Origin of the sequence: Streptomyces sp. PsTaAH-137 (genome assembly GCF_003259365.1) — a bacterium.
Lineage (GTDB): Bacteria > Actinomycetota > Actinomycetes > Streptomycetales > Streptomycetaceae > Streptomyces.
The window spans coordinates 157,952-184,269 of sequence record NZ_QLLY01000015.1 but is presented as its reverse complement, the minus strand read 5'-3'; the positions used below and the strand labels follow the sequence as shown (position 1 = coordinate 184,269).

Sequence of the window (26,318 nt, the reverse complement as noted above, 5' to 3'; positions counted from 1 at the left end):
TCACACACCCGCCCCTGCGGTACGTATCGAGTCCTCGTAGGCGGCGACGAGCTCGCGGACGGTGCGCACGTCGGTGATGGACCGGTCGCCGGAGAAGGGGTCGACGCCGAGTTCGGCCTCCAGCTCCAGCAGCAGCTGGGCCAGCAGCAGCGAGTTGAGGCCGGCCGTCAGCAGCGGGTCGTCCAGGTTGTACTCGATGGCGCCGTCGTCGTTGAGCAGAACGTTGTCGATCTCGCGCAGGACGGTCCGCTGCACGGCGCTGTCCGTGGTTTGGGTGTCGTTCAGCATGTGATGCCTCCGTCGATGACCATGGTCTGTCCGGTGATGAAGCGTGATGAGGGGGTCGCGAGGAAGAGGACCGCGTCGGCGATCTCGTCCACCGTCCCCAGTCGTCCCAGCGGCGTGCGCCGCTGGATCTTCTCGCGGTTCGCCGACGTGACCTCCGCGGTCATGTCGCTGTCGAAGAAGCCGGGCGTGAGGGTGTTGACCCGTACGCCCTGGGGCCCCAGCTCGCGTGCCATGCTGCGGCCGAGACCTTCGAGGCCGGCCTTGGCCGCGGCGTAGACGGCGACGCCCCGGTATCCCCGTACGGCGTTGATGGACGAGATGTTGACGATGCTTCCGCCGCCGCCGCGCACCATGAGCCGGGCGCAGGCCTGGGAGAGGTGCAGCGGGGCGAGGAGGTTGACGCGGATCAGGTCCTCCATCCGGCCGGGGGCTGCGGTGAGGAAGAGTTCCTGGTGAAGCACGCCGGCGTTGTTGATGAGGAGGTCGAGCCGCCCGAACCGCTTGCCGGTGTCGCGCGCGAAGGAGCGCAGGCCCTGGGAGTCGGCGAGATCGACGGACTCCCAGTGGAACGCGTCCTGGTACTTGTCCGTCGTCTCGGTGACGAAGTCGTTGGACGTCCGGCTGAACGTCGACACGGACCAGCCGTCGGCGAGCAGCCGTTCGACCAGGACCCTGCCGAGTCCTTTGGTGCCGCCGCTGACGAGTGCCGCCCTGCGGGCCGGGGTCGGGGTGCTCATACCGCGGCCCTGATCTTCTTGAAGCGTTCGGAGTGGTGGTCGTCCTGCGACACCTCGACGAGGAGCGGCACCTTGTAGGCCTCGAGCCGCTCGGAGCAGTGGCGGCGCACCTGGCGGGCCACGTCCTTGGGGTCGGCCGGGCGGGTCAGCTTCACGACGGCCTGGACGACCTGGCCGGTGATGTGGCTGCTGCGGCCGGAGACCGTGGCGTCGGCGACGATGTCCATCTCCAGCAGGACGTTCTCCACCTCGCCCGGGTAGACCTTCTCCCCCGCGACGTTGATGATCTCCGACTTCCGGCCGAGGATGCGGACGTAGTCGCCGTCGACCTCGACGGCGTCCTGTGTGTTGAAGTAGCCCCGGTCGTCGAAGGGCGCGGGCGCGTTGAGGTAGCCCAACATGGCGATGTCGGAGCGGATCCACAGGATGCCGTCGCGGACGTCGTAGTCGAATCCGGCGCCGCCGAGCTTGACCCAGAGGCTGTCGTCACCGCGCGACTTGGTGGCCAGGATGCCGAGTTCGGACAGGCCGTAGGTCTGCTTCAGGCGTACGTCGGGCAGTGCCTCGTGAAGCTTGCGCAGGACGCCGAGCGGCATGGGTTCCGTGCCGTACGTGATGAGCCGCAGGGAGTCGAGGTCGTGGTCGGCGTACGCCCCCGAGATCAGCAGCATGTTGAGGAACGTCGGCGTGGTGGGCAGGACCTGGATGCGGTGGGCGGCGACGGCGGCGCAGACCGTGGCCGGGGTGCGCTCGGCGATGGTGACCAGCGCGCCGCCCTGGCTGAGCGTGTGCAGCAGGGTGTTGATGCCGCCGATGTGGTCGAGGCTGAGGAAGCCGAGGGTGCGCTGCGCCCTGCGGATCTCGCGGTACTTGCCCAGCATCTTCGCCAGGTCGAGGACGGTGGCCTTGCTGCGCCCGGTGGTGCCCGAACTGAACAGCACCAGACCGGGGGTGGCCGCGGCGCGCAGGCGCTCGTAGAGGGGGTGCACGGCACGTCGTCCGGTGCGCTCGACGCGGTGCTCGGCGGCGGACCCGCCGAGGGTCACGACCGTCTCGACCTCGGCGACGTCGAGGAACTCCGTCCGCTTGGCGGCGGGCAGCGGGGCCAGGGGCACGGCGACGGCTCCGCGGGCGATCAGGGCGAGCAGTCCAGCGCACGCCTCGACGCTGCTGGGCCCCTCCAGCGCGACGACGTCGCCGGAGCGGATGCCGTGCGTGTCGAGGAGTTCGCCCCACCGGGCGGCGAGGTCGAGTACGTGCCGGTAGCTGTGCGTGCGGCCTTCGAAGACGATGGCGTCGGCGTCCCCGAAGGTTTCCAGTCGTTGAAAGAACCAGGCAGTCATGCGCTCTCCGACATGTCATAGCGGGATGAGGTGACAAAGGGCTGTGCGGTGCGGCCGCGCGCCGTCCAGGGGGCGGACCGGGCCGGGGCGGACCAGGCCGGGAGGCGGAGGTCCGGTGCGGGCGGGGTGCCGGGCAGCAGGGTCCAGCCCTCGGCGCCCGCCAGGGTGCGCAGCCGGTGGTTCCCGCCGACGACGACGCCGGAACCGGCCGCTCTCAGGAGCGGCAGGTCCGAGACGTGGTCCCCGTACGCGATCGAGTCACGGGCCGGGACGCCGCGCTGCAGGAGGACCTTCAGCGCGGCGTCCGCCTTGGCGGTCCCGATCATCGGCGGCCCGTCCAACTCCCCCGTGTACCGGCCGCGTTCGACGCGCGGCACCGTGCACAGGAGCTCGTCCGCGCCGAGGTCGGCGGCGATGAGGCGCAGCGGGGCGGGGAAGGAACCGGAGACGAGGACGACGTGCGCGCCGTGTTCCCGGTGCCGGCGCAGTTCGGCGACGGCGGGCTCGTGGTAGAAGCCGCCGGTGGCGCGTTCCGCGTCGAACCAGGCGCCGGCCATCGCGGCCATGACCTCCGCGTCGAGGCCCTCCAGACCGGCGTAATAGGCGCGGTTGACCGCCTCGCGCGGGCATCCGACGGCCGTCATGGCCTTGAGTTCGCACATCCGGTCGTCGAATTCCCGGCGCGGGTGGCCCAGGGCCGCGTGGTAATAGGCCAGTAACCGGGACATGCTTCCCGAGGTGGTCAGGGTGTGATCCACGTCGAAGAAGGCGACTTTCACCCGTCTCATCTGTCTGGTACCTCCTGTGGCCTGGCCGGGAGAACGACATGACGGATTCCCGCGTCATTCGTCGGCGGCGGATCGGTGGAAGCACGGCCACCGGCCGACAAAGGCGGATCCGGATTCCGCTGTGAACTTCGAATAGAAGTTCTGGTCCACGCTGTGAATCATCGCAGCGGGTTTTCCGGTTCCCCAGACTTCAATGTCACCGGCTTCCGCGACGCCACCGCCAGGCAAACTGCCATTCACACCAACACGCTGAGCGCCGGGCGGTCTGCTACGCCTCCAGGGCGTCCCAGTACGGGACACCGCGCCGGGTCCGGACCCGTCCGAGCGGTCCCGCGGCGAAGTGGGTGGCGAAGGCGAGCGTGTCGGGCCGGGTCAGTTCGGCCGTCATCGCGTGCCGGGTCCGCACCGCCTGCCGCGGGTCGGCGTCCATCGCGCAGGTCCAGTCGGGACGGGCGAACTGGTCCGGGACGTGGAAGACGTCGCCGAAGGCGATCAGCCGGCGTCCGCCGCCCGAGATCACGTAGGCGGTGTGCCCGCCGGTGTGCCCGGGAGCGGCCCAGGCGCGGACTCCGGGGAAGACCTCGTCGCCGGTGGCCACGGCTCGCGTCGCCGCCTCGCCCGCCCGCTGCTCCTGTCCCTTCCACTCGGCGGCCGATGCCACGAACGCGGCCCGGGGGAAGAGGCGTGGCGCGTCGGGCCCGGCGCCGAAGGCCCATCCGACGTGGTCGTCGTGGAGATGCGTGAAGGCGACCGTGTCGATGTCCGCGCCCTCGCGTCCGTGGCGGGCGAGTTCGGCCGGGAGCCGTCCTCCGTACAGGCCTCCGATGGTGGCGACGGTGTCCTCGGCGGCCACGCTGTGCGCGCCGTACCCGGTGTCGATGAGCAGGGCCCGGTCGCGGTGCTCGACGAGCAGGGCGGTGATGGGGGCGGCGAGGTGTCCGGTGGAGTCCAGCGGGGAGGCGTCCGGGGCGCTCCAGTCGTCCGGTGCGGAGTCGGGAAACCAGTGCAGGGGGTGCAGTTGGACACCGCCGTCCGTGAGGACGGTGACGGTGTGCTCGCCGAGCCGGAGCGACCTGACGTGGCTGTCGGTGGCGGACGGTGCGTCGTGGTGGGTCATCGCGTCTCTTTCGCTGGAGGGAGGTGGGGCGGGTGCACGCGCGAGGCCCGGTGTCGACGGGTTCGACACCGGGCCTCGGCCGTCCGCGTGCGCGAGCGTGGCGCTGTGTGCCGCACGCACGGGGACTTGATGGAGCGTCAGATGTTGATCAGGCGTTCTGGACCGGCACGGTCGGCTCCGCGGGGAGGCTGCTCGCCACCACCTGCGAGGTGTCCGCGGCCGCCGCCTTGGGCTGCTTGCTCAGCGCCAGGGCGAGGCCGACGGTGAGCAGGATGAGCACGGCGGAGGTGTACGTGGCGGCCTGGAGGCCGTCGGACAGCTCGGCCGGGGCGGGGTCGGATCCGGTCACCGCGTTGGAGACGGCGACGAGGACGGCGAGGCCGACGGCGGCGCCGACCTGCTGCCCGCTCGTGGCGAGACCGGAGGCGAGGCCCTGGAGCCCCTCCTCGACCCCGGCGGTGGCCGCCGAGAACATGGCGGTCCAGATGACGCCCTGCGCCAGGCTGAAGACGACGATGCCGGGGGCCATCTGGAGGTACGTCGAGCCGGAATCCAGGAAGGCGGCGAACAGCGCCGTGCCGACCGCGCCGATCACCAGGCCGATGACGAGCGTGCCGCGGACGCCGAAGGCCGTGGACAGCTTGCCGCCGACCACGGAGCCGACCAGGATGCAGGCGCACGGCAGGATGAACGCCAGGCCGGTGGCGAGGGCGCTCCAGTCGCGGACCGTCTGCAGCGCGAGGGTGAGGAAGTAGGCGCTGGCTCCGAAGGTGGCCATGAACATGAAAGTGATCATCGAGCCGAGCCGCAGGCTCTTGTACGAGAAGACCTTCAGCGGCACCAGCGGGTCGGCGGTGCGCGACTCGATGACGACGAAGGCCACGATCAGCGCCGCGGCGGCGACGAAGCTGATCAGCGTGACGGGCGCGGCCCAGCCGGCGTCGGGGCCCTGGACGAGACCGAAGACCAGGAGCAGCGCCCCGAGGGTCACGGAGACGCCGCCGGGCAGGTCGAAGCCCTGGCGGCGCTCGGCCGTGGCGTCGGCGGGCAGCACACGCGCACCGAGCAGACCGACTCCGAGGGCCAGCGGCACGTTCACGTAGAAGACCGCCTCCCAGCCGAACGCCTGGGTCAGCACGCCGCCCAGCAGGGAGCCGACGACCATGCCGCTGCTGCCGGTCGCGCCCCAGATGCCCAGGGCCCGGTTGCGCTCGCGACCCTCCGCGAAGGTGGTCGTGAGCAGGGAGAGGGTGGCCGGAGCAAGGAGGGCTCCGCCGATGCCCTGCACGGCGCGGGCGGCCACGAGCGGGCCGGGTCCGTCGGCCAGGCCGCCGACGACGGAGGCGATCGCATAGAGGGAGAGTCCGGTCAGGAACATGCGCCGGCGCCCGAGCAGGTCGGCCAGGCGGCCGCCGAGCAGCAGGAAGCCACCGAAGGCGACGGCGTAGGCACCGATGACCCACTGCAACTGCTGTCCCGAGAAGCCCACCCCCTCGCCGATGTCCGGCAGCGCGACGAACACGATGCTGTAGTCCAGCGCGATGATCAGCTGGGCCAGTGCCAGCGCGGCCAGGATCAGGCCTGGGCGGCGGGTGGTACCCGATGCGGTCATGGGTCTGTGTACCTCTCTGGGTATTCGGGTTTCGGCGTAAAGTGCTGAGCGATAAGGCCAGTTGGGAAAAGGGTGGGAACTGCCGCGGCGGGCGACGGCCCGGGACCGGTCAGGCCGGCACACGGACCCCGGCCTCCGGCAGCGGAGCGTCCTGTGCCCACCGCGCCAGGCGGTCCGCCACCGCGCCGGACTGCGGATCCAGCAGGATGAGCTGGAGTCCGGGGCGTGCCGCGAAGTCGAGACAGATGTGGGACAGGCTGACCTGCCCGAGGCCGGGGTGGGTCAGCACCTGCGTGACCTGGGTCCCGTCACCGAAGCGGTGCCGCTCCCACAGATCCGCGAAGACGGCGCTGCCCTCGCGCAGGTGCTGGGTGAGCGCGGCCAGCCTCGGGTCGCCGAGGTATTCGCCGCTCTGTGTGCGGAACCGCGCCACCGCCTCGTCCGCGACCCGCTCCCAGTCGGCGAACCGGTCGGGGGCGCGCGGGTCGAGGAAGAGGGACTCCAGGTAGTTGTGGTTCGCTCCCTCGAAGCCCAGCAGCCGCGTCGCGAGGGAGTTGGCCGCCAGGACGTCCCAGTAACGGTCCATGAAATAGGCCGGCTTGGACAGGAAGCTGTCGACGACCCGCATCGCGAGGCGCCGGTCGTCGTCCACCGGGTTGCGCGGCCTGCGCGGAACGGCGTATCCCGCGAGCCGCATCATGTGCAGGCACTCCACCTCGTTGAGGCGCAGCACGTGCGCGATGGCCTCCAGGATCTCCAGGGAGACGTTCTTCGCTCTCCCCTGCTCGATCCACGCGTACCAGGAGGCGCCGATGCCCGCGAGCATCGCCACCTCCTCGCGGCGCAGCCCGGTCAGCCTGCGCGATCCCCCGCCGGGCAGCCCCACCTGCTCCGGGGTCACCTCGGCCCGTCGCGCGGCGAGAAAGCTGCCAAGCTCGGCGAACTTCAGGGTGGAGGGCCTGGGTGGTGCGACGTCCTGGACCCCCCTCCGGCGGGAATCCCTGCCGGCTTCCAGGCGCCCCGCGTCGCGCATCAACAACGCGACACGGGTTGCCGACGATCCCGTGGCAGTCATCGTGGCCGTCCTCCTCCGCGAATCAACTGGCACCCGCCCGGTCACGGCGCGGTGCTTCACCACCAAGATAGCGATCGATCTTTTTTTTCTCTACTCCAAACAGAGGGATCGTTACGTTTTTACCTAAGCTTCACGGAGGAGCTTGGCGTGTTTCGTGACCCGCGGTGAACTCTTTGGGTATTTATGCCCCAATTGAACGGCCACGACGGACTCAAGACCGCGCCTTAAAGCAGAGTTTTCACTCTGTTCAGATCCGGACACCACCCGCGCCGAGGCTTGCACCGTCGCCTCAAGGCTGAATAATCATAGAGATCGATTGGTTTTTAGAGGGGCGGGCGGACTCACGGCCGAACCCCGTGGCTCGAAGGAGACAGATGATGATGGCGAGCCAGCAACGAGCCGAGCGCACACGCAAGCGTCTGCTCCAGGCAGCCGCCGTGGAGATCTCGCGGTTCGGCTACGACGGCTCGTCCCTGCAGCGCATCAGCAAGGCGGCCGGCGTGACCATGGGAGCCCTGACGTTCCACTTCCCCACGAAGATGGACCTGGCCCACGCGATCCACGCCGACGGTGCGGCCCTCGCCCGGGAGGCCGTCCTGCGCATCGCCGCACCGCACGGGCCGGACGCGCCGGAGGCCGGAACCGAGCCCGCGCTGCCGCGCATCGTGCGGATCACGCTGACCCTGGGCGAGCTCCTGGCGACGGAGGCCACGGTCCGCGCGTCCGCGCGCCTGACCCGTGAGCGCATCGCGGGACCGGAGGACTGGCGCGACAGCTGGCTGCCCAGCGTGCGCCGGCTGATCGAACAGGCCCGTGGCGACAGCGAGTTCAAGCCCGGAGTGACCTCGGACACCGTGGCGACGCTGACCCGGCATCTCGTCTCCGGCCTGGAGGATTCGGCTCTGCCCGGCACCGGTTCGGCGTCCGTGGACGCGCTGGCCGACGTGTGGGACCTGGTCCTCAACGGACTGGCGGAGCGCGATCCGGCGTTCACACCGCGCCCGTAGGAATCGAGGCACCCGGAGCGGCGTCGGCCGCGGTCGTCCAGCGTGACGACCGCGGCCGGCGCCGCTTCGCGTTTTTGCGGACCGTCGCACAAGCGGCCCGACTCCGCTTGTTCCGGACGCTGTTGGTGCGGGCAATGGTGTGCGCGACGGCTGGCCCGCCAACACTGTTGGATCCGGAGTCTGGGCACCTCCGTGGGCCGTTGCCATGCTTCTCACGTGGGCCCCGAGGGCCGAACACACGGTGCGCCGTCCTTCGCACGGACGGCCTGTTCCCCGCCCCGCCTCGCCCCGCTTTCCTCGTTCCGCCCCTCACGACTCCAACGGGAGCATCAGTGAACCTGTCCATCTCCGGTACCTACTCCGTCGGCAAGACGATCACCAGCATGGCGATCGCCCACCTGACCGGGATCCCGCGCACCTCGGCCCCCACCATGCGCGAGCTGCTGCCCATCTCCCTCCCGGGGAAGACGCTCGAGGAGTGCAACGGCGCCGAGCTGATCATGCTGATCACGCGGCGCATCCAGGGACGGGCGGTCGCCGAGAGCCACCTGCCGAACGGCTACATCTCCGACGGCTCCGCCCTGCACGAGTGGTCGTACGCCAACGTCCGGGTCAAGGTCGGCATCAACCCGAACGAGTCCGTGGACCTCGACAACGTCGAGATGCCGGACGATGTCCGGTTCTACGCCGAGGTCATGAAGCAGATAGCGATACCGGCGAAGCAGCACACCAAGAGCAACTACGACGCGTTCGTCCACCTGTCCATCGAGTTCCCGATCGTCGAGGACGGTCACCGCCCGGTGAACGAGCGCTTCCGCCAGCTCGCCGAGCAGCTGCTCCTGGAGACCCTGGACGAGCTGGAGATCCCGGTGCACATCGTCGGCGGCACGATCCCGGAGCGGCTGGCGAGGATCGTCGAGATCTTCGACTTCCCGCAGGTGATGACCATCGAGCAGGCCATCGCCCGCGCCGAGGAGGAGTACGCGCAGCTCGACACCCGCAACGAGCTGGAGCGCATGGCCGACGCCGCCTGACGGTTCGTTCCCGCGGGCGCTGTGCCCGCACCCCCTCATCGACTTCGACTTCGATCACGGCTTCGATCACGACTCCTGAGAGGTACACATGCGCATCGCTTTCGTCGGCGCGTACGGCAACGGCAAGACGACGCTCACCACCGAACTGTCCGAGAAGCTCGGCCTCGCGCGCACCCACGGCAGCGCCATGCGCGACCCGGCCGGCGGCACGCCCAAGGCGCTGGAGGAGACGAACGAGCCGGAGCTGGTCCAGCTCGCCGTACGCCGCTTCACCGAGCGGGCCGTGGAGGAGGCCGCGCACCCCGAGGGCTTCCTCTCGGACGGCTCCGTGCTGCACGAGTGGGTGTACAGCAAGGTCCGTCTGGCCGTCGGCCGCTTCCCCGAGCCGACCGACACCCTGGCCGGCGCGGTGCGCGAGCCGCGCACGCTCCTCTTCGAGGAGGTCGTGGACCAGCTGGGCCTGCTCGCCAAGGAGCACGCCCGTACCGGCTACGACGTGTTCGTCCACTGCCCCGTCGAGTTCCCGCTGCCGCAGGGCGTCGACCCGATCAGCGAGAGCTTCCGCACCCTGTCGGACGAGCTCATGCTCGACATCCTCAAGACGCTCGACATACCGGTGCACGTCGTCACCGGCACCGTCGAGGAGCGCCTGGACCAGATCCTCGCCATCCCGGGCGTCTCCGGCCACGCCTGAGCCCTCCCCCGACACGGCGTCACCCCCGTTCCGCCCTGATCGCCCCCGCCCAAGCCGAGGAGACACCTTGCACACCGGAATCGGAGCGTTCCTCTCACCGTTGCACGCGCCCGGCCAGGACCCGCACCTGACCATCCGCCGCGATCTGCAACTGGTGGAGCACCTCGATGAGTTGAACTACGACGAGTGCTGGTTCGGCGAGCACCACTCCCTCGCCTGGCCGACGATCGGCGCGCCGGAGACCTTCATCGCGGCCGCCGCCGAGCGGACCCGCCAGATCAAGCTGGCCAACGGCGTCGTTCCGCTGCCTTTCCACCACCCGTACAACGTCGCGAGCCGGGCGATCATGCTCGACCACCTGTCGCGCGGCCGCTACATCCTCGGTGTGGGGCCGGGCGCCACGCCCAACGACGCCCACCAGTTCGGCGTCGACCAGGACGAGCTCAAGCGGATGGCGAGCGAGGCGATCCCCGCGGTCCAGGAGCTGGTCAACGGCGAGGAGCGGGTCAGCGCCAAGAGCGACTGGTTCGTGCTGCAGGACGCCAAGATGCAGCTGCCCCGCTACAGCAAGCCGGGCATCGAGATGGCGATCTCCAGCATCGGGTCGGCCAACAGCCCCAAGGTGGCGGGCCAGTTCGGCCTGAGCCTGGTCTCCTGGGGCGCTCCCCCGCCCGGCGCGCCGGCCGTCGACCTCGCGCAGCAGTGGCGCTACGCGGAGGAGTCGGCCGAGGAGCACGGCAACACGATGGACCGTGCCACGTGGCGTGTGGTGGCTCCGATGTACATCGCCGAGACCCGCGAGGAGGCCTACCGCGACGTCCGGGAGGGCTTCTCGACCTGGCTCTGGGACTACTGGGGCAAGGCCGCGGGGTTCGACGTCGCCACGAGCATGGAGGGCGTCAAGCGCTCCCAGGAGCTGGAGGCGGGCATCGAGAAGGGACTGGCGATCGTCGGGTCCGTCGAGGACGCGGCAGCCGCCGTCCAGCGTCTGCAGGAGGAGACGGGCGGCTTCGGCACGTTCCTCGTCTACGCCATGAACTGGGCGTCGTTCGAGAAGACGAAGCGGAGTTACGAGCTGTTGGCCGAGCAGGTCGCGCCCCGCTTCTCGGGCAGCACCGCCCGGGGTGACGAGTCGATCCAGTGGAGCGTCGACAACCGTCACGTCTTCCCGCACACGCAGGCCAGGCGTGAGCGGGCCGAGCGCGAGGGACGGTCCATCCACTCCTAGAGCGCGCGTCGGTGTCGGCCCGGGCGGGGTTCCTGCCCGGGCCGACACCGTGAACGGACTCTGTCGGTCAGGCGGTGGCCGTGGCGCCACCGTCGACGGGGACGGCCGCACCCGTGACGAAGGAGGACTGATCGCTGCACAGCCAGGCGGCGGCCCGGGCGATCTCGACCGGGTCCGCCATCCTGTGCTGCACGGACTCCGCCATGAAGTCGTGCTCCAGGCTCGGGTGTTCCGTGATGACCTGCTGCATCATCTCGGTCCTGGTCGCGCCGACGATCAGCGCGTTGACCCGTATCCCCTGTTGTCCGTAGTCGGCCGCGGCGGCCTTGGTCATCCCGATCACCGCGTGCTTGGCGGCGACATAGGCGGCGGAGGCGCCGGTGGCGGCCACGCCCGCGACGCTCGAGGTGTTGACCACCGCGCCGCCACCGCCGGCCAGCATCGCCGGGATCTGCTGCACGAGACAGTTCCAGACGCCGCGCACGTTCACCTCCATCGTGCGGTCGTAGACGTCGGTGCCGATCTCGTGCAGCGGGACGCCGGCCGTGGCGAAGCCGGCGTTGTTGAACGCCGCGTCGAGCCGGCCGAAGTTCTCCACCGCCTCGCGCACGGCGCGTTCGACGTCCTCCTCACGGCAGACGTCCCCGGTCACGTCCAGCGCCCGGCCGCCGTCCGCGCGGATCCGGGCGGCCAGGTCGGCGAGTCTGTCCTTGCGGCGGGCCATCAGCACGACGGCCGCTCCCTGGGCGGCGAACAGTTCGGCCGCCGCGGCGCCGATGCCGCTGGAGGCGCCCGTGATCATCACGACCTTGCCGTTCAGCATTCAGTTCCCCCACAGCGTGCCGGTGGCCGCCTCGTCGTCGATGGTGCGCAACAGCTCCTCGTCGATGTCGTCGAGGCCCCCGATCAGATGACGCACACCGGCGTCCTTCATCAGGTGCGCCTGGAAGCTGTGCTCGAACGACGTGGGGAAACCGACGAACGGGAAGCCGTGCGTGCGCGCGGCCTCCGCCACCCGCGCGACGTCGTCGACGAACAGCGCCTGGTCGTGCTTGAGCGAGAAGACGTCGGCGGTGATCTCGCGGAGGCCGGGGCGGATGGCATCGGTGCAGACATAGCCCGGCCCGTCGAACAGGGCGGCGTGCTCTCCGAGGAAGCGGTCGAAGTGGCCCTTGTCCAGGCCTCCGTAGCAGACGGTTCGCAGCCCCGTCGCGCGCAGCCTCGTCAGCAGCTCGACGGCTCCGGGCTGGACGGTGACCGGGTGCTCTCGCAGGTACTCCTCCCGCTCCCGGAAGTACGCGGCGAGGGCTTGCGGGCCGGTCAGTTCGCCTCCGAGGACCTCCGCCATCCGCTCCCCCGCGATCTTCTGCGGCTGGGAGAAGACGGTTCGCTCCACGTCCGCCGTGTAGGCGCCACCGTGACCGGTGATGAAGCGGTGGATGACCGGGCTGAAGGTGTCGTTGAGCAGAACACCGTCGATGTTCAACGCCACCAGCCGCAGGCGGGCAAAACCAAGCGCGTTCGTCATACAGGCCTCTCCATGAATGGATCCACACCAACATTCAGAACGTTCTCTATGTTATGGAGCGGCGGGCTCGCGTGTCTACCGCCTCCTGTCTCGGTTGTCGCCCGGCGATCCGCCGCCGGATCACCAGGACCAGCGGAATCCGGCTGCCGCGTGCTCCAGGGCCGGGACGAAGTGGTGGGCCGAGCCGTCCGGCGAGAGGGACACGGGGGTCTCGGTGAGCGGGGCGCCACCCCGGTGGTGGTCCCAGGTCGCCCACCACAGGCGGGCCGGTCGTCGCGAGGGCGCGAACTCCACGACGAGGTCGACGTTGTCGGCGCGGGCGTGGGCGACACGCCGGTACTCCGTGGCCGGTGTCCGGCCCGGAGCGTAGCCCACCTCGTACTCCAGGGAGACGATCTGGCCCGCCACCAGGGGGGCCGGAAAGGCCAGTTCGACCACGGGCGTGCTGCCGGAGAACTCGCGCAGGGGGCGGGCCTGTGCGCCCCGCAGCACCGTGACGCCGACCGCGCCCTCGGGCAGCCGGCAGGGAAACGCGGTGACGCCGTCCTCGCAGGCCATCACGGCGCGGGTGGTGCGGTGGCGCAGCGGTGTGCCGTCGGGACCGATGATGTGCCGCTCGAACACCGCGACCGTGCGGTGGCGCTGTCGTAGCGGCAGGTACTGCGGCAGCCGCAGGGTGTGCCGCACCGTGCCGTCCGCGTCCTCGCCGCCCGGAGTGGCGACGGCGCCGGACCACAGGGCGCGCAGTTCGCTCGCGTCGGCGCCGTTCACCTCGAACGCGCCGATGAACCACTCCAGCGTCTGCCGGCTCAGCACCTCGCCCGCCAACGCCCGGTGCACGCGGTCCTTCAGGCGGCGCGCCAAGTCCGTCTCGCTGTCGGGGCGTTCCCCTGTCTCCCACAGGTGCAGGGCGAGAACGCGGGCGATCGCCGAGGCGCTGAGCGGGCCGCCCGCACGGCGCAGCCCGCGGTGCTCCCAGCGGTCCCGGTAGGAGGGCCGCTCGGTCAGGAAGCGGCGCAGGAGCGCGGCGACGGCGCGTACGGCCGTGTCCTCGGTTGCTGCCATGCGGTGCGCTCGTTCCTTCCGTGCGACACGACTGCGACGGACCGGTGGTGCACTGCCGGTACGAGACCGCGGATGCGGACCCGCCCATGCCCGATCGGAGCCTATCCACCTGTGAACACCCCGAACACCGCAACGGGGATACGGACTTCGCCCGGCTCGTATCCGGCGGAGGACATGCTGGACCGGGCCTTCGCCGAGGGGGCGGAGGCCGACCTGACGGGGGCGGGCGGGGCCGCGCGCACGGTGCGCGCGGCCGTGCTCGCCGCCCTCCTGCGGGGCTCTGGAGGGACCGGGGGCGGCCGGGCGCTGCGGGTGCGCGGAGCACGGGTGACCGGAAGTCTCGACCTGACCGGGGGCGGTCTGGCACCGGAAGTGCTGCGGATCGACTTCGAGGACTGCGAGTTCGACGCGCCGCTGGTGTGCCGGGACGCCGCCCTGCCGGGCCTGGTCCTGCGGGGCTGCACGGTGCCCTCCGTGGACGCGGACCGGGTCCGGACGCAGGGCCCGCTGGAACTGCGCGGCTGCGTGGTCGCGGGCGGGGTGCGACTGGAGCGGGCACGGGCCGAGACGGACGTGGTGCTCTCCGGGAGCGTGCTGGGCCCTGGCGCGGACGGGGTGGCGCTGGCGGGGGCCGGGCTGATGGTGACCGGGGTGCTGGACCTGACGGACCTGCGGGCTTCGGGGGTCGTGCAGTTGGGCGGGGCGCGGATCGCCGGGCCGGTGCGGATGACCGACGCCCGGGTACGGGTGCCGGGCGCGGACGCGGTGGTCCTGGACCGTGCGGTGCTGGGCGACCGGCTGATGGCCCGGCGCCTCGTGGTGGAGGGCGGACTGCGCATGTTCAACGCCGATGTGGCAGGAGGCATCCAGCTGTCCGGGGCCCGGCTGGACCGTCCCGACGGGATCGCCTTCGGCGCCTCGGGGGCCAGCGTGCGCGGCGCGGTGTGGTGCTCCGCGCCGTTCACCGCGAGCGGCGAGGTGCGTCTGGCCGGCGCGGAGCTGCGTACGCGCCTCGACCTGACCGGGGCCCGGATCGGCCACCCGGGCGGCTCGGTCGCACTGCGGCTGGACCGGATGTCGGCCTCGGACGTCGGCCTGGAGGGCCTGCACGTGGCGTCCGGCTCGGTGTCCGCCACCGGAATCCACGTGCGCGACACCCTGGATCTGCGCGTGGATCGCGTGGCCGTCCTGGATCTCGCGCAGGGCACGGTCGGGGTGCTCCTCGACGGTCCGGTCCACTGGCCGGACCGGGCCGGCGTAGCGGGACTGACGTACGCATCGCTGCACCCTCTGCTGCCCGCTCCAGCGCGCCTGGCCTGGCTGGCCCGCGACCCCTCGACGGAGGCTGCCACTCAGCCGTACGCCCAACTCGCCCAGTACTACCTGATGTTGGGACGTCCACTGGACGCGCGTCGGATCCGCTACGCGTCACAGGTGCGTCATCGTGCGGGCCTGCGCGGGGCGGCGCGGCTGTGGGAGGGGCTGCTCCAGGTGACGGTTGGCTACGGGTTCCGGCCCTGGCGGGCCCTGGGCTGGCTCGCCGTCCTGGTCGTGCTGGGCACCGCGGTCTTCGGGACATTGCCGCCGACGGCACTGGAACCGGAGAAAGCGCCACGTTTCCACGCGGTGGCGTACACACTGGACCTCCTGCTGCCGCTGGTGAGCCTGGGGCAGGATTCCGCCTTCCAACCGGTGGGCGCCACACAGTGGTTGAGCTATGCGCTGATCGGTGTCGGCTGGGTGCTGGCCTCGGCGGTGGGACTGGGTCTGGGGAGGTCCCTGTCCGGGGGGTGAGACCTCGTGAAGGGCAGGGGGCCGCGGCGACGCGGCGACATGAACGAGCCGAACGAGGGAGCGACAGTGCTCGGTGAGCGGGACACGAGGGCGGCGACGTGCGCGTGGCCGATGGGGGCATGTACCGGTGACCGTGGAACGACAGGATTTCAGGACGCCTTACCGGCGCGCGTCCGACGGGACGGTGGCGCGGGGCGATCTGGCGGACGGAGAGACCGTCCTCGGCGTCGGCCTCACCGCCGCACCGCACGGCACCCTGCGCGAGGTGCTGCTGCGCGAGCGGGACCGGGAGGCGCCGTGCGTGCCGCCGGACGGCCCGGGACCGGCCGACGTGCACCTGGAGTTCACCGGGCCGCACCCGGCCGAGACGTGCGCGCCGGAGGACTTCCACGCCGCCGAGGAGGTGGCCCCCGGCATCGGCGCGGCCGTCGACGGCTGCCTGGACGAGTCCGGTGCCGAAGGGGCCTTCGTACGGCAGACGATGACCCGGGTCCCGGACCTGGGCCACGCGTTCTGGCTGATCGGCGGAGCCGTCCGCGACCTCGTCGACATCGGCCCCGCGGCCCGCCCCAACGACCTGGACTTCGCGGGGACGCTGCCGCCCCTGCGCATGCTCCAGGACCTCGAGGAGCGCTCCAGGCTCGCGGCCCTGGGCGACTACCGGGCGGCCGTGAGTCCCGCAAGCCTGGTCGTCCACCTGTCCCGGCCGCCGCAGGGGGGCAACGGGCGCATTCTGGAGTACAAAGCGCTCGCCGTGACCGATTTCCTGTCCTCCGCCTACGGCGGCGGCCTCGCCGAGGACGTCACCTCCCGCGACCTGACGGTCAACAGCCTCTACTACGACCACGGACGCAGCGTCCTCGTCGACCCGACCGGTGTGGGGCTCGCCCACCTGCGCTCCCGGCCGAAGGTGCTGGCGACCCGGAACGCCGAGCGGCCGCCGGAACGGGCCGCCGGAGTGCTCGTCCGCTTCCTCAAGTTCGCCGTGCGCTACCCGGACGCGGACACCGACGGACTTCGGGAGTGGGCCGCGCGCCTGCCGGACGACCTGCACGACCGGCTGTCCGAAGAGGACTGGCGCCTGCTGAGATCGGGCTGGCGCAGGGCCGTTCCCGCCGAGGGACGGAAGCGGGCACACGAGCTGGCCGTCGCACTCGGTCCGGTGACACAGACGTTGATCCGCCGCCTCGACGGGACCGGGGAGCCGAGCGGAAGCACCGGTGACCCCGGCAGCACGAGCGGCGAGGGGAAACGCGCATGACCGTCGTACACCGCCCTCTGACGTCCTGGGTACGCGCCGCCGTCTCCACCTCCGGCGGGGGCTGGACACCGGTGGGCCCCCTCAACGAAGGCGACGAGCGCACCGACGCCCGGAGCCTGCCGCGCTTCGCCTCCGGATGGCAGCGCGTCGCACTGCCCCTTGACGGAGACGGGCACGCACTCGCCCTGAGCGAACCGGCGACCGGGAGCGCGGTGTTCGAACTCGATGACCTGGGGCAGCCCTTGCCCGCCGGTCCCGAGGTCGCTCGCACCGTCGCGGCGCTCGAACGGCGCTGGCCGGCCGACCGATGGGAACCGGCGGAGGCCGAAGAGCTGCGGGCCGCCGACCCCGGGCTGCGGTTCAGCCTGCTCGACCGGATGACGGCCGAGGGGCGGCCGGTGCCGGAGTGCTTCCACATCCTGCCGTGGGAGCGGGTGGACCGGCTGGCCGCCCGGGTGCGCGCGGCGATAGAGGGTGCGGGAGACCACCCCGCGCCGGGCGGAACCGAAGCAGCCGGGACCGTGCGGCTTCGGCACTACTTCTCGCCCGCCGGGTCCCGGTTCACCGCCGCTCTGGAACAACTCGACGCGGCCCTGCACGCGGGCGACACCGAGGTGCGGCGGGTGGCGACGACCACTCTGTGCACACGCCTCGCGGGGGCCGCGACCGGCCGGATCCCGGAGCGGACCCGAGAGCGGCTGACGGAGCTTCTGGGGGCCGTCGGCCGGGCGGACCCCTTCCTGTCCAGCACGTCCGAACTGGCCGTCGACCGGCTCGCCCGAGCCGCACCCGAGCCCTTGGACGCCGACGGCCCCCCGGGCACAGCGAGCCGGACCGGCGGGGTCGTGTGGGGGGCGCTGAGGTACGGGGAGCCGGCGAGCCTGCGGTCCTGGTTCGCGCCCGCCGCCGCCGACGAGCCGCAGCGCATCCGGGAAACGGTGGCGCGGGAGACTTTCACCCTCACCCTCACCCTCGCCTCCGACAACAGCATGTACGTCGCGGCCGCGACGCCCCGGGACGACACGTACGACCGCCTGCTGTCCGACGGGTACGGGGACGTGCTGCTGCTCCCGGTGCGCATCACCGGGGCGACCGAGGCGACGGACGCGTACGTACTGCTGCGCGCGGGCAGCCGCGGACGCGCCGGGGCCCTGGTGCTGACCGTGGCGGAGGGAGCGCCGGATGTGGTCACGGCCGACCAGTCGGGTCCGCCGCTGGGCCGCGCCGACGTGCCCTCGCTCGATCCGGCCGTGGTCCGGGCCACGCAGGCGTGCCTGGCGCGCTCCTCCGACCGGACGGCCTGGCTGGACCTCGTGGCGGACCTCACCGCGGGCCATCCGGTACGGCGTGCCGTGGAGGACGCGGTGGACGGCGAAGGGGAGTGAGAGGCATGGCGATTCTGTCGCGCTCGGGGCGGGAGCAGGACGAGGACCGGACGAAGGAGGAGTTCCTCGGCAAGCTCGACCTCGCGCTCCGCACCGACCCGGACCCCACCCTGGACCTCGCCGACTCGGACGCCGTGTGCGCACCGCTGTACGGCGAACGCTCCGTGCTCCTGCCCTGGCTGGGCCGACTGGTGAAGGGCGGCGACACGGCCAAGCTGCGCAGTCTGTACGCCGGCGAAAGCGAGCTGCACGACCGGCTCGGCGGGCTCACCGGCCACCAGTCCCCCGCGGATCTGGTGCGCAGGCTCAACGAGGTGTCCGGACTCAGGGTGTTCGGCCGAAGAGAGTGGGCGGGCCTGCACGCGGTGCGGGTCCAGGCCGGGCTCGCCCTGGAGCTGGTCGACCCCGATCCGGACCCCGGCCGCCTCGCGGTGGCCCTTGCCTGGTACGAGTCGTCGGGCGCGTCCCCGCACGGCCTGGCGGGTCCGTGGACACCGGGGCAACTCGCCGAGGGCGACGCCTCGTTGGAGCGCGCGTTGGCGCGGCTCGCGCGGACGACAGGCTGGACCGGTGGTGAGAGGAGCACGGGGGATGCCGCGGACGGTGCCCCGGGCTGTGAGGCGTCGGTCGCGGTCACGGCCGTCGCCCTGGCCCTGTGCAGGATCGCACTGGGACGGCTGCCGGGCAGGACCCGCAAACCGGCGAGAGTACGGACACTGTACGAACTCAACGGCGTCGGGTTCTCCGGACGCCTCTCGCTGACGGTCATGCGAGGCGGTCCGCACTGTCTCGTACCGGACCCCGCGACGATGACGCTGTTCACGGCGGACGAGCCGTTCACCGAGGCCCTCGGCAACGCGTGGCAGGCGGCCGGCGGCAGACTGACCGGCACCGTACTGTGGTCGCTCTCCGCCGTCGAGGATTCCTCCGAGCAGGCGGTCAGGGACGGAGCGCGGCACCGGATCGCCGGTCCCTCCCTCGGCGCGGCCTTCGCGGTGCTGCTGCACGAACTCGCCCGGCCCTTGACGAGCCGTCTCACACTCCGCTTCGTCACCCCGTCGAACGCCGTCAGCGCGGCCGTCACCCCCGGCGGGCAGCTGGAGTCCGTGACCGGCATCCGCGCGAAGGTGGGCGCCGCCGACGGCGTCAAGATCCTCGTCGTCGCAGGGCGCGACGGTGCCGAGGCCCAGGGCGCCGCTGCCGAACGCCCCGGCGGTCCTGAGATCAGAACCGCAGGCGACGTGCAGCGGGCCGCGCGCCATGTCCGCAGGTTCGGCTGGAAGACCCTGGCCCTCGTACTCGGTCCCCTGCTCGTCACGGGACTGGTCCTCGCTTCGTACCTCGCCTACGAGCAGCGGCAGAACGCCAGAGCCGAGGCGCGGCAGAAACAGGCGCGCAGCCTGCTCAACGAAGCCGCCTCGGTCCAGGACTCCGACCCTGCGAAGGCCCTGCGGCTGGCCCTGACGGCCCACCGCATCGACGCCAGCGGCACCGCCCGCGACGCCATGCTGCGCATTCTTCTGGAGACCCGCTACCGGGGCGAGATCCCCGCCGCAGGGGCAGGGGGTGCGCCGGAGGCGATCGCCTACACGCGCGGTGGACGCACGTTCCTCACCCGGACGAAGGACCGCGTCACCGTGTGGGACGCGGTGACGCGCAAGAAGACGGCGACCGCGTCCACGCCACGCGACGACGGCCCGGACACCGACTCGTACCGCGTGGACCCCGTCCCGGTCCTGCTTCCCCTGACCGCGCCCGGCGGCTCGACCGTGCTCATCGGCACCACCGGCCACCGGGCCGACCTGTGGAGTTTCGCCGACCCGGCGCACCCGCGCCGTCTCGGCACGCTGCCCGGCGGACAGGTGCTGCGCGCGGCCGTCAGCGGCGACGGACGGACTCTCGCCGTCCTGGGTCCCACTGGCGCGGCGGACGCCGACGGGGAGAAGTCCCAGGAACTGAGGGTGTACGACGTGACGGATCCTGCGGCGCCCCGGCGGACGGGCCGGTTCGCGGGCTACTCGCGCGAGGAGGGCAGCGAACTCGGCTCCGTGACGGTCAATCACTCGGGCAAGCTGGTGGCGGTCACCGACGGCACCACGATCCGGGTGCACGACGCCGCGAAGGCCGCGCTTCCCACTGCGTACACCTTCAATCCGGGGGTGTCCGCCGGTGCGGACGACCCGAGGCCCGGAGGGGACATCAATCCCACGAGCGACCTGGACTTCGGCGTCGACGAGGATTTCGGCGACATCCTCTACAGCACGACGACGCATCCTCTGGCGGCCTCCGTGGGCGCGGGGAACAAGTTCGTGCGGATGTGGCGGCTGGACTCGGGCGGCGCCGGCGGGAAGGCGGTGCTCGAGGAGACCTCGCGCGGAATGATGCGGATGGTGCCCGGCCCGCACAGCGTGGGCGCGGCGGTCGACGAGGACGGCGTGATTCTCCTCGGCACCGGCACCGTCCTGCGGACGAAGCCCGGACGGGTGTCGACGGCCCCGGTCACCGAGGAGTCGGCGCCGCTGTTCGCGTACAACCCCGACGGGTCACGTCTCGCGGTGCGCGGGGACGACGGCACCGTGCGGTTCTGGGCCGTCGACGACATCTCCACGGCCACCGTGGCGGATCCGCCACGCTCGCTCAAGGCCCACGCCTTCGCCGCCGGAGCATCGGTGCTCGCCGCCACCCAGTACCTGTCCGGAACCCAGCAGCAGGAACAGGAGACCGTCCTGCTCGACACGTCCTCCGGACCCCCGTACCGCGTCCTGGCCACGCTGCCTGAGCCCGCCGACGCCCTGGGAATCGACCGGGACGCCACCCGGCTCGCGGTCCTGCGTCAGGGAGTCGCCTCGCTGTGGGACGTCAGCGACCGCAAGCACCCGCGCAAGCTCGATGCGACGCTCGAACTGCCCGCCGACATCGCGCAGGAGGCCTCCGGTCCGAGCGCGGACGGTTCCGGGTACGCGACCGGTGGGATCGACGCCTTTCTGGTCACACCGGACGGCAGGACCGTGGTCGCCGATCTGCCCGGCAAGGGAGAGGCGTTGGTCTGGCACGTGAACGCCGACGGCACGCGGGCCGGGAAGGCGCACCGCCTCTCGAAGGGTGCCGCGCGACCGGTGACCGACGGGCCCGGAACGCCGACGCCGGGCGACATCCCCGGAGACGGCGCAGGACCCGAAGAGTACGAAACGCCCCCACCCGGCACACCGACACCCGGCAACATCCCCGGAGACGGCGCGGGACCCGAGGAGTACGACATCGCCTCGACGGTCACACTTCCGGATTCGCCCGCGGCCTCCGTCTCCTCCGTGTCCGCCTCGGCCGACGCCCCCGACCCGCGCGAAGGGGTCCTCTCCCCCGACGGCAGAACGCTCGTCCTGGACGGCGGAGCGGCCGGTCTGGCGGTGTGGGACCTGTCGGGAACGGGAGATCCGGTCAGAACGCACGTGATCAAAAAGGGAGCGGGGTCGGGCCGCCTCGTGTTCAGCGAGGACGGCCACACGCTCCGCACCGGCACGAAGGGATGGACCTTGGACGGCGACGCGGCACCACGGAGCGCCGACAACCTGCCGGTCCCCAAGGGCGTGCACGACATGGACGTCGTCGCGGAGGGCTCATGGGGCGCGCTCGGGGTGAGCCGCTCGTACAAGAACCTGACTGTCTGGTTCCTCCGCAAGGGGATGGAGCCGGTGTCCGTCGGCAAGGCCGGGTTCGGCGAGTGGCCCGAGGCTCTCGCGCTCCAGCCGGGTCGCGTGCTGATGGGCTACTCCAACTTCGCCGAGCGGAACGCGACGGAAACGGTCACGGCGGCCAAGGCCCCCGTGACCGCGGCCTGCGCGGCCACCGACCGGGGCCTCACACGCGCCGAACTCGCCCGGTACGCCGAGGACGCCGAGTGGCATCCGGCCTGCCCGGACGAGTGAGGGTTCCGCGATTCGTGCCCGCCCTCGTTCCGTCACCCCGGCGGATTCAGGTACGACGAGTACTGCTCCAGCTCGTCCAACTGCGCGACGAAGCTCGGTCCGATCCGTGTGCGTCCGTGGCCGAGCACCCACGGCAGCAACTCCGGGGTGGCGTCGTACTCGTCGTAGAAGCCCAGCTTCAGCTCGGACAGCTGGTCCTCGAAGCACCACAGATCGACAAGCTCCTCAAGATGCCTGTCCGCGCTGGGAGTACGGGCGTGCTCCCACACGTCCAGCCACGGGCTCAGTGCACCCGTGACGACCGTGACGATGTTCAGTACGTCGTGCGCCGGCATGGGCGCGGGGTACCGGTCGAGCGTCGCCGCCCACCAGGCCGACCACAGCTCCCGCAGCGCGGCCGTCTCCGCCGGGGGCCACCCCGTCCAGTCGGCCTGGACGAACCGCGTCCCGATCAGCCCTTCGTCGAGGTACGTCTCGCCTCGCACCAGAAGCCGCGCGATCCGGGGCACCATCCGGCGGAGCATCTCCTCCGGCTTGTCCCAGTGCGAGGGCACCTCGCTCAGCGGGGTCGTCACCAGGTCGTCGGGCACCGCCTCCGGCGGCCCGGCCAGTGCGGCGACATCCGCCTCGCCGTAGCAGTACAGGCATCCGTCGAGGACGAAGTCCCGCGCCGGTACGAACGCTTCGTCCAGCGCGTCCAACGCGCGCTGCAGCCGCTGCTGCGGATCAGACATGACAGTCTCCTGCCGGTACTCCACCGCCCAGCGGCGAAGAGCGCGACGTTACGCCATGGCCTTCACCGGAGAAAGCGAATTCTGCAGCTCGTTGGGCCGGGGCCGGCTCTCACCCTTCGCGTGTGGTCCCCGACGCGACTGCCCCTAGTTGATGATCTCTCCCCGGCCGTCCCGGCGGATCGCTGCCAGCCGGTCGCGCCACACCTGGAGCGCTTCGGGCGTCTGTCGAGCCCAGTCGGTGACCTCGCCGACGACCCGCAGCGGTTCCCTGCTGCGGTAGGAGCGGGTGGGATTCCCGGGGAACTTCTTGTCCGTGACGTTCGGATCGTTCTCGAACTCGCCGGTCGGCTCGACGACGTACACACGCGGCGCTCCGTCACCAGCGGCGAGTTCGGCAGCCAGCCCGGCCCCGTCGCGCAGCGCGGTGAAATAGATGTGGTTCATCACGATCTCGGGCCGATAGTTGGAGCGGAATCCGGCCCTGAGCTGTTCCCCGATCCTCAGATCGGCCTTTGTGCCGTGGAAGAACGGCCCCTCATCCAGCAAATCGATCACCGTGGCATCCTACGGGCTGCCTCCCCAGACCCCTCCGGGATCGGCTGTGCGCTACCTCATGACCGCGCGGGGCCGTGTCGATGGTCGAGACCTGCGTCAGTCTCAGGTCGCTCTCCCCGAGGGCGAGTCGACTCAGAAGATCGCTTTCACGCGTTCGCTGACACCGGGATGGCCCGTGATCCGGACCGGGCAGTACCAGTCCGGACCTTCCGGATCGCGACGCGGGAGCCCGACTCGCTCGCCGTCACCGGACGCGCAGCGTGTGACGTAGCGAGAGCGCGCCCACGCCACCGCTCACACGGAGACGTAAAGGTCCTGCGGTGACGCGCTCAGGATGAGTCCGTTGTCGAAGCGGACCTGCACCGTGACCAGTGGCCCCTGTTCCTGGAACGCGGCCCACGCCGGATGCAGTGCGCCGACCTTCTCCTCCAACTGCCTCCTGCTTTCCGGGGGCATTCCGTCACCGTAGGAGTCGAGCAGCGACTTGAGTCGCTCGTACTCGCGGACGTCGGCGTCCTCGCGGACGTGTTCGACGACTTCTTCAACGGTCCCTGCCGTGTCGGCGGCGAGGGAGAGGATGCCGATGACCGCTCCGGACACCTCGATCGGGTCGGTCAGGCGGAGATCGGCGGCCAGCTTGACCCGCTGGCCTTCCTGCAAAGTCATGGGATGTCCTGTTCAACGGTCCGGTCGATCCAGTCCCATGATCGCGCCTGTCCCGCCGGACCGCCTTCGACGAAGCGGTATCAGTCCCCGGGGGTCACTGAGGTCCCGACTTCTGACGGAAGGAGTTGCCGTCGGACCAGCCGTCCGACTGGCCGCGCAGCTGGGCGGTGCTCTCCGCGTGTCCGCGCACACCCTCGCCGCCGCGGCGGCGCAGGATCAGCAGCAAGGCTGCGATGACCAGCAGTCCGATGACTATGAGCGCGATGGCGACAAGCATGATCTCCCCTTTGGTCGGCAGCGGTCGAGTCTTCACCCACAAACCGCGTTCTACCCTGACGGTAGACGCCGATGTACCGGATACGCCTCAGTCCCAAGGGTGCTGTGCGACCAGGAGATTCCTGATAAGCCCTGCGCGCTTTCTCCTGTTCCAGGGTGCCGCGCCCGGTGATCCGGGCCATGGCTTCGTCGTGCCGCCTGCGCCGTTCGCCGGGGGCCTGCTTATGATCCGCCCCGTGGAGCTACCCGAGGAACTGATCGCATTGCAGCGCGCCGCCGACGACGAGGGCCGGAAGATCGAGCACCTCGACGATGGAGAGCGCGAGCAGCAGCGGGCCGTGTGGTTCGACGCCGCGGCACGCGCGCAGGAGGCCGTGACCGAGTACGCCGCCGCCGAAGGGCTCGACCACCACGAGGTGGAGAAGGAACTCCGGCAGGTCGCCCGGCACTCTCCGAGGCCGGAGAGGTAGGCCGCTCGCGGATCGGCGCGGTCCGACCCGGCTGTCCGCAGGGTGGCCCGCGCCGCAGCGAGGGGGTGCCCCTCACGCGCCGGCGCGACCGCACATCTGCGGCTCATCCCGCAGAGACAGTTCAAGCCCCTTGGCCTGGGCGTACTCACCGATCTCCACCAGGGCCTGATCGATGTCGGCGACCGTGGCCGGCATCCCTGAAGCGGTGGCGAGCAGGTGTGAGGTTCCATCGTCTCGGGCAGACGCCAGAAGGTCGTAGAGGCCGGCCACTGCCATGAGCGCGGTTCCCCCTTCGACGGACCGCTCCCAGCCATGGTGGACGGCGACATAGCCGCTGTGGTCCTCAAACACGACGATCATCTGCCGGAGACTACGAGTCGACATACATAACCCCATGCACCGCCACACATCGGGTGAAACGGGACAACCCGATAGGCGGCATCCGGCGCACCGAACCGGCTCACCTCGCCGATCGGGCCCAGCCGGGTGCTCCCCGCGCGGCATCCGCAGATACTGGCCTCAGAGCGACGACCACAGCCCACCGCTACCTGACAAACCGTCACAAACGTCAGCATCAGGTCAGCACCCGTACCGCGAAACCCCACCACAACCCACCAGGGACCGCCAAGATCCAGAACCGCCCGCACCCTCTCCGCCCAGGAACGATGCAGGCCGGAGCAGCAGTCGCCAACGTCACCCGGAGGTACCCGTGAAAATGTTGATCAATGTGGCCGAGACCGTCGTCGACGATGCCCTGCGCGGGATGGCCTCGGCCCATCCCGACCTGGTCGTCGATGTCGAGAACCGGGTGGTCCTGCGGCGGGACGCGCCGGTTGCGGGGCAGGTGGCGCTGGTGTCCGGTGGCGGGTCGGGGCACGAGCCGCTGCACGGCGGGTTCGTCGGGCCCGGGATGCTGTCGGCCGCCTGTCCGGGTGAGGTGTTCACTTCGCCGGTGCCGGATCAGATGGTGCGGGCGGCGGCCGCCGTGGACAGCGGCGCGGGGGTGCTGTTCATCGTGAAGAACTACACCGGCGACGTGCTCAACTTCGACATGGCCGCCGAGCTCGCCGAGGACGAGGGCATCCAGATCGCCAAGGTCCTGGTGAACGACGATGTCGCGGTGACCGACAGCCTCTACACGGCCGGCCGGCGCGGCACCGGGGCCACCCTGTTCGTCGAGAAGATCGCGGGCGCGGCCGCCGAGGAGGGGCAGCCGCTGGAGCGGGTGGAGGCCGTGGCCCGGCTGGTCAATGAGCGCTCGCGGAGTTTCGGTGTCGCGCTCAGTGCGTGCAGCACCCCGGCCAAGGGTGCGCCCACTTTCGATCTGCCCTCCGGCGAGCTGGAGTTGGGGATCGGCATCCACGGCGAGCCGGGACGCGAGCGGCGCCCCATGATGACGTCGCGGGAGATCGCCGACTTCGCCGTGAACGCCGTGCTGGAGGACCTGAACCCGAGCAGCCCGGTCCTGGCGCTCGTCAACGGCATGGGCGCCACCCCGCTGCTCGAGCTGTACGGGTTCAACGCCGAGGTGCAGCGGGTGCTCGGCGAGCGCGGGGTGCCGGTCGCCCGCACCCTCGTCGGCAACTACGTCACGTCCCTCGACATGGCCGGCGCCTCCGTCACGCTCTGCGAGATGGACGAGGAACTGCTGCGGCTGTGGGACGCGCCGGTCAGCACGGCGGGGCTGCGCTGGGGCAGGTGACAGTACGGCCCGAGATCATCGACGTATCCACCAGAC

Annotated in this window: 25 protein-coding genes; 10 read left to right on the top strand and 15 right to left on the bottom strand. The window is 71.1% G+C overall.

What is annotated here, in order from left to right; all coding sequences use genetic code 11:
* The 7 genes from K377_RS29660 to K377_RS29630 form a co-directional block, all read right to left on the bottom strand.
* Window positions 1-288, bottom strand: coding sequence for a phosphopantetheine-binding protein (locus K377_RS29660; RefSeq protein WP_111666638.1), 288 nt, complete (start codon window positions 286-288; stop codon window positions 1-3).
* On the bottom strand, window positions 282-1,025 hold the full coding sequence (locus K377_RS29655) for an SDR family NAD(P)-dependent oxidoreductase (RefSeq protein ID WP_111666637.1): 744 nt from the start codon (window positions 1,023-1,025) through the stop codon (window positions 282-284). Before K377_RS29655 ends, K377_RS29660 begins: the two co-directional genes overlap by 7 nt.
* Entirely contained in the window at window positions 1,022-2,368 is a 1,347-nt protein-coding gene (locus K377_RS29650; RefSeq protein WP_111666636.1) for a class I adenylate-forming enzyme family protein, read from the bottom strand. The genes K377_RS29655 and K377_RS29650 overlap by 4 nt, the downstream gene beginning before the upstream one ends.
* Window positions 2,365-3,156, bottom strand: coding sequence for an HAD family phosphatase (locus K377_RS29645; protein WP_111666635.1), 792 nt, complete (start codon window positions 3,154-3,156; stop codon window positions 2,365-2,367). The genes K377_RS29650 and K377_RS29645 overlap by 4 nt, the downstream gene beginning before the upstream one ends.
* Window positions 3,157-3,424: 268 nt before the next feature.
* Window positions 3,425-4,273, bottom strand: coding sequence for an MBL fold metallo-hydrolase (locus K377_RS29640; protein ID WP_111666634.1), 849 nt, complete (start codon window positions 4,271-4,273; stop codon window positions 3,425-3,427).
* A 148-nt stretch (window positions 4,274-4,421) separates the two neighbouring features.
* Complete coding sequence (locus K377_RS29635; RefSeq protein WP_111666633.1) at window positions 4,422-5,885, bottom strand: MFS transporter; 1,464 nt, start codon at window positions 5,883-5,885, stop codon at window positions 4,422-4,424.
* Window positions 5,886-5,994: 109 nt separating this feature from the next.
* Window positions 5,995-6,960 (bottom strand): helix-turn-helix domain-containing protein, encoded by a 966-nt coding sequence (locus K377_RS29630; protein WP_237551941.1) that lies wholly within the window; start codon window positions 6,958-6,960, stop codon window positions 5,995-5,997.
* Between the two features lie 374 nt (window positions 6,961-7,334).
* On the opposite strand from K377_RS29630, the gene K377_RS29625 reads away from it, so the two are divergent.
* From K377_RS29625 to K377_RS29610, 4 genes are all read left to right on the top strand, one after another.
* Window positions 7,335-7,967 carry a TetR family transcriptional regulator gene (locus K377_RS29625; RefSeq protein WP_237551940.1) on the top strand — a complete coding sequence of 211 codons (633 nt, stop codon included), beginning with the start codon at window positions 7,335-7,337 and terminating at the stop codon, window positions 7,965-7,967.
* A gap of 332 nt (window positions 7,968-8,299) precedes the next feature.
* Window positions 8,300-9,001, top strand: a complete 702-nt coding sequence (locus K377_RS29620; RefSeq protein ID WP_111666631.1) for an AAA family ATPase — start codon at window positions 8,300-8,302, stop codon at window positions 8,999-9,001.
* 88 nt (window positions 9,002-9,089) lie between these two features.
* Window positions 9,090-9,695, top strand: a complete 606-nt coding sequence (locus tag K377_RS29615) for an AAA family ATPase (protein ID WP_111666630.1) — start codon at window positions 9,090-9,092, stop codon at window positions 9,693-9,695.
* Window positions 9,696-9,762: 67 nt separating this feature from the next.
* Window positions 9,763-10,923, top strand: coding sequence for an LLM class flavin-dependent oxidoreductase (locus K377_RS29610; RefSeq protein WP_111666629.1), 1,161 nt, complete (start codon window positions 9,763-9,765; stop codon window positions 10,921-10,923).
* A 67-nt stretch (window positions 10,924-10,990) separates the two neighbouring features.
* On the opposite strand, the gene K377_RS29605 is transcribed toward K377_RS29610, so the two are convergent.
* The 3 genes from K377_RS29605 to K377_RS29595 form a co-directional block, all read right to left on the bottom strand.
* Window positions 10,991-11,746: an SDR family NAD(P)-dependent oxidoreductase gene (locus tag K377_RS29605; protein ID WP_111666628.1), complete on the bottom strand. Its 756-nt coding sequence runs from the start codon at window positions 11,744-11,746 to the stop codon at window positions 10,991-10,993.
* Entirely contained in the window at window positions 11,747-12,451 is a 705-nt protein-coding gene (locus tag K377_RS29600; RefSeq protein ID WP_111666627.1) for an HAD family hydrolase, read from the bottom strand. It lies immediately after the preceding gene.
* Window positions 12,452-12,571: 120 nt separating this feature from the next.
* Complete coding sequence (locus tag K377_RS29595) at window positions 12,572-13,516, bottom strand: hypothetical protein (protein WP_111666626.1); 945 nt, start codon at window positions 13,514-13,516, stop codon at window positions 12,572-12,574.
* A gap of 111 nt (window positions 13,517-13,627) precedes the next feature.
* On the opposite strand from K377_RS29595, the gene K377_RS29590 reads away from it, so the two are divergent.
* The 4 genes from K377_RS29590 to K377_RS29575 all read left to right on the top strand — a co-directional run bounded on the left by K377_RS29590 (window position 13,628) and on the right by K377_RS29575 (window position 21,879).
* Window positions 13,628-15,310: a hypothetical protein gene (locus K377_RS29590; protein ID WP_146614771.1), complete on the top strand. Its 1,683-nt coding sequence runs from the start codon at window positions 13,628-13,630 to the stop codon at window positions 15,308-15,310.
* 127 nt (window positions 15,311-15,437) lie between these two features.
* Window positions 15,438-16,571: a hypothetical protein gene (locus K377_RS29585; protein WP_146614770.1), complete on the top strand. Its 1,134-nt coding sequence runs from the start codon at window positions 15,438-15,440 to the stop codon at window positions 16,569-16,571.
* On the top strand, window positions 16,568-17,956 hold the full coding sequence (locus K377_RS29580; protein ID WP_111666623.1) for a hypothetical protein: 1,389 nt from the start codon (window positions 16,568-16,570) through the stop codon (window positions 17,954-17,956). Before K377_RS29585 ends, K377_RS29580 begins: the two co-directional genes overlap by 4 nt.
* 5 nt (window positions 17,957-17,961) lie before the next feature.
* Entirely contained in the window at window positions 17,962-21,879 is a 3,918-nt protein-coding gene (locus tag K377_RS29575) for a WD40 repeat domain-containing protein (protein ID WP_111666622.1), read from the top strand.
* A 32-nt stretch (window positions 21,880-21,911) separates the two neighbouring features.
* Here K377_RS29575 and K377_RS29570 read toward each other — a convergent pair whose 3' ends face one another.
* From K377_RS29570 to K377_RS29555, 4 genes are all read right to left on the bottom strand, one after another.
* Window positions 21,912-22,613, bottom strand: a complete 702-nt coding sequence (locus K377_RS29570) for a hypothetical protein (protein ID WP_111666621.1) — start codon at window positions 22,611-22,613, stop codon at window positions 21,912-21,914.
* A gap of 144 nt (window positions 22,614-22,757) precedes the next feature.
* On the bottom strand, window positions 22,758-23,168 hold the full coding sequence (arr, locus tag K377_RS29565; protein ID WP_111666620.1) for an NAD(+)--rifampin ADP-ribosyltransferase: 411 nt from the start codon (window positions 23,166-23,168) through the stop codon (window positions 22,758-22,760).
* Between the two features lie 294 nt (window positions 23,169-23,462).
* Window positions 23,463-23,834, bottom strand: coding sequence for a hypothetical protein (locus K377_RS29560; RefSeq protein ID WP_111666619.1), 372 nt, complete (start codon window positions 23,832-23,834; stop codon window positions 23,463-23,465).
* 94 nt (window positions 23,835-23,928) lie between these two features.
* Complete coding sequence (locus tag K377_RS29555) at window positions 23,929-24,111, bottom strand: hypothetical protein (protein ID WP_111666618.1); 183 nt, start codon at window positions 24,109-24,111, stop codon at window positions 23,929-23,931.
* Window positions 24,112-24,346: 235 nt separating this feature from the next.
* On the opposite strand from K377_RS29555, the gene K377_RS29550 reads away from it, so the two are divergent.
* Window positions 24,347-24,580, top strand: coding sequence for a hypothetical protein (locus K377_RS29550; RefSeq protein ID WP_111666702.1), 234 nt, complete (start codon window positions 24,347-24,349; stop codon window positions 24,578-24,580).
* Window positions 24,581-24,652: 72 nt separating this feature from the next.
* On the opposite strand, the gene K377_RS29545 is transcribed toward K377_RS29550, so the two are convergent.
* A complete protein-coding gene (locus K377_RS29545; protein ID WP_111666617.1) occupies window positions 24,653-24,940 on the bottom strand; it encodes a hypothetical protein in 288 nt (95 codons plus the stop codon).
* Between the two features lie 349 nt (window positions 24,941-25,289).
* Here K377_RS29545 and dhaK point away from each other — a divergent pair, with 349 nt between their 5' ends.
* Complete coding sequence (dhaK, locus tag K377_RS29540; RefSeq protein ID WP_111666616.1) at window positions 25,290-26,282, top strand: dihydroxyacetone kinase subunit DhaK; 993 nt, start codon at window positions 25,290-25,292, stop codon at window positions 26,280-26,282.
* Window positions 26,283-26,318: the final 36 nt, after the last annotated feature.

Coding starts and splice junctions, on each gene's coding strand:
- K377_RS29650 (WP_111666636.1), bottom strand. CDS start 2,368: ATGACTGCCTGGTTCTTTCAACGACTGGAAACCTTCGGGGACGCCGAC.
- K377_RS29560 (WP_111666619.1), bottom strand. CDS start 23,834: ATGACTTTGCAGGAAGGCCAGCGGGTCAAGCTGGCCGCCGATCTCCGC.
- K377_RS29615 (WP_111666630.1), top strand. CDS start 9,090: ATGCGCATCGCTTTCGTCGGCGCGTACGGCAACGGCAAGACGACGCTC.
- K377_RS29595 (WP_111666626.1), bottom strand. CDS start 13,516: ATGGCAGCAACCGAGGACACGGCCGTACGCGCCGTCGCCGCGCTCCTG.
- K377_RS29575 (WP_111666622.1), top strand. CDS start 17,962: ATGGCGATTCTGTCGCGCTCGGGGCGGGAGCAGGACGAGGACCGGACG.
- K377_RS29545 (WP_111666617.1), bottom strand. CDS start 24,940: ATGATCGTCGTGTTTGAGGACCACAGCGGCTATGTCGCCGTCCACCAT.
- K377_RS29630 (WP_237551941.1), bottom strand. CDS start 6,960: ATGACTGCCACGGGATCGTCGGCAACCCGTGTCGCGTTGTTGATGCGC.
- K377_RS29555 (WP_111666618.1), bottom strand. CDS start 24,111: ATGCTTGTCGCCATCGCGCTCATAGTCATCGGACTGCTGGTCATCGCA.
- K377_RS29645 (WP_111666635.1), bottom strand. CDS start 3,156: ATGAGACGGGTGAAAGTCGCCTTCTTCGACGTGGATCACACCCTGACC.
- K377_RS29660 (WP_111666638.1), bottom strand. CDS start 288: ATGCTGAACGACACCCAAACCACGGACAGCGCCGTGCAGCGGACCGTC.
- K377_RS29600 (WP_111666627.1), bottom strand. CDS start 12,451: ATGACGAACGCGCTTGGTTTTGCCCGCCTGCGGCTGGTGGCGTTGAAC.
- K377_RS29625 (WP_237551940.1), top strand. CDS start 7,335: ATGATGATGGCGAGCCAGCAACGAGCCGAGCGCACACGCAAGCGTCTG.
- K377_RS29635 (WP_111666633.1), bottom strand. CDS start 5,885: ATGACCGCATCGGGTACCACCCGCCGCCCAGGCCTGATCCTGGCCGCG.
- K377_RS29580 (WP_111666623.1), top strand. CDS start 16,568: ATGACCGTCGTACACCGCCCTCTGACGTCCTGGGTACGCGCCGCCGTC.
- K377_RS29640 (WP_111666634.1), bottom strand. CDS start 4,273: ATGACCCACCACGACGCACCGTCCGCCACCGACAGCCACGTCAGGTCG.
- K377_RS29655 (WP_111666637.1), bottom strand. CDS start 1,025: ATGAGCACCCCGACCCCGGCCCGCAGGGCGGCACTCGTCAGCGGCGGC.
- K377_RS29570 (WP_111666621.1), bottom strand. CDS start 22,613: ATGTCTGATCCGCAGCAGCGGCTGCAGCGCGCGTTGGACGCGCTGGAC.
- K377_RS29605 (WP_111666628.1), bottom strand. CDS start 11,746: ATGCTGAACGGCAAGGTCGTGATGATCACGGGCGCCTCCAGCGGCATC.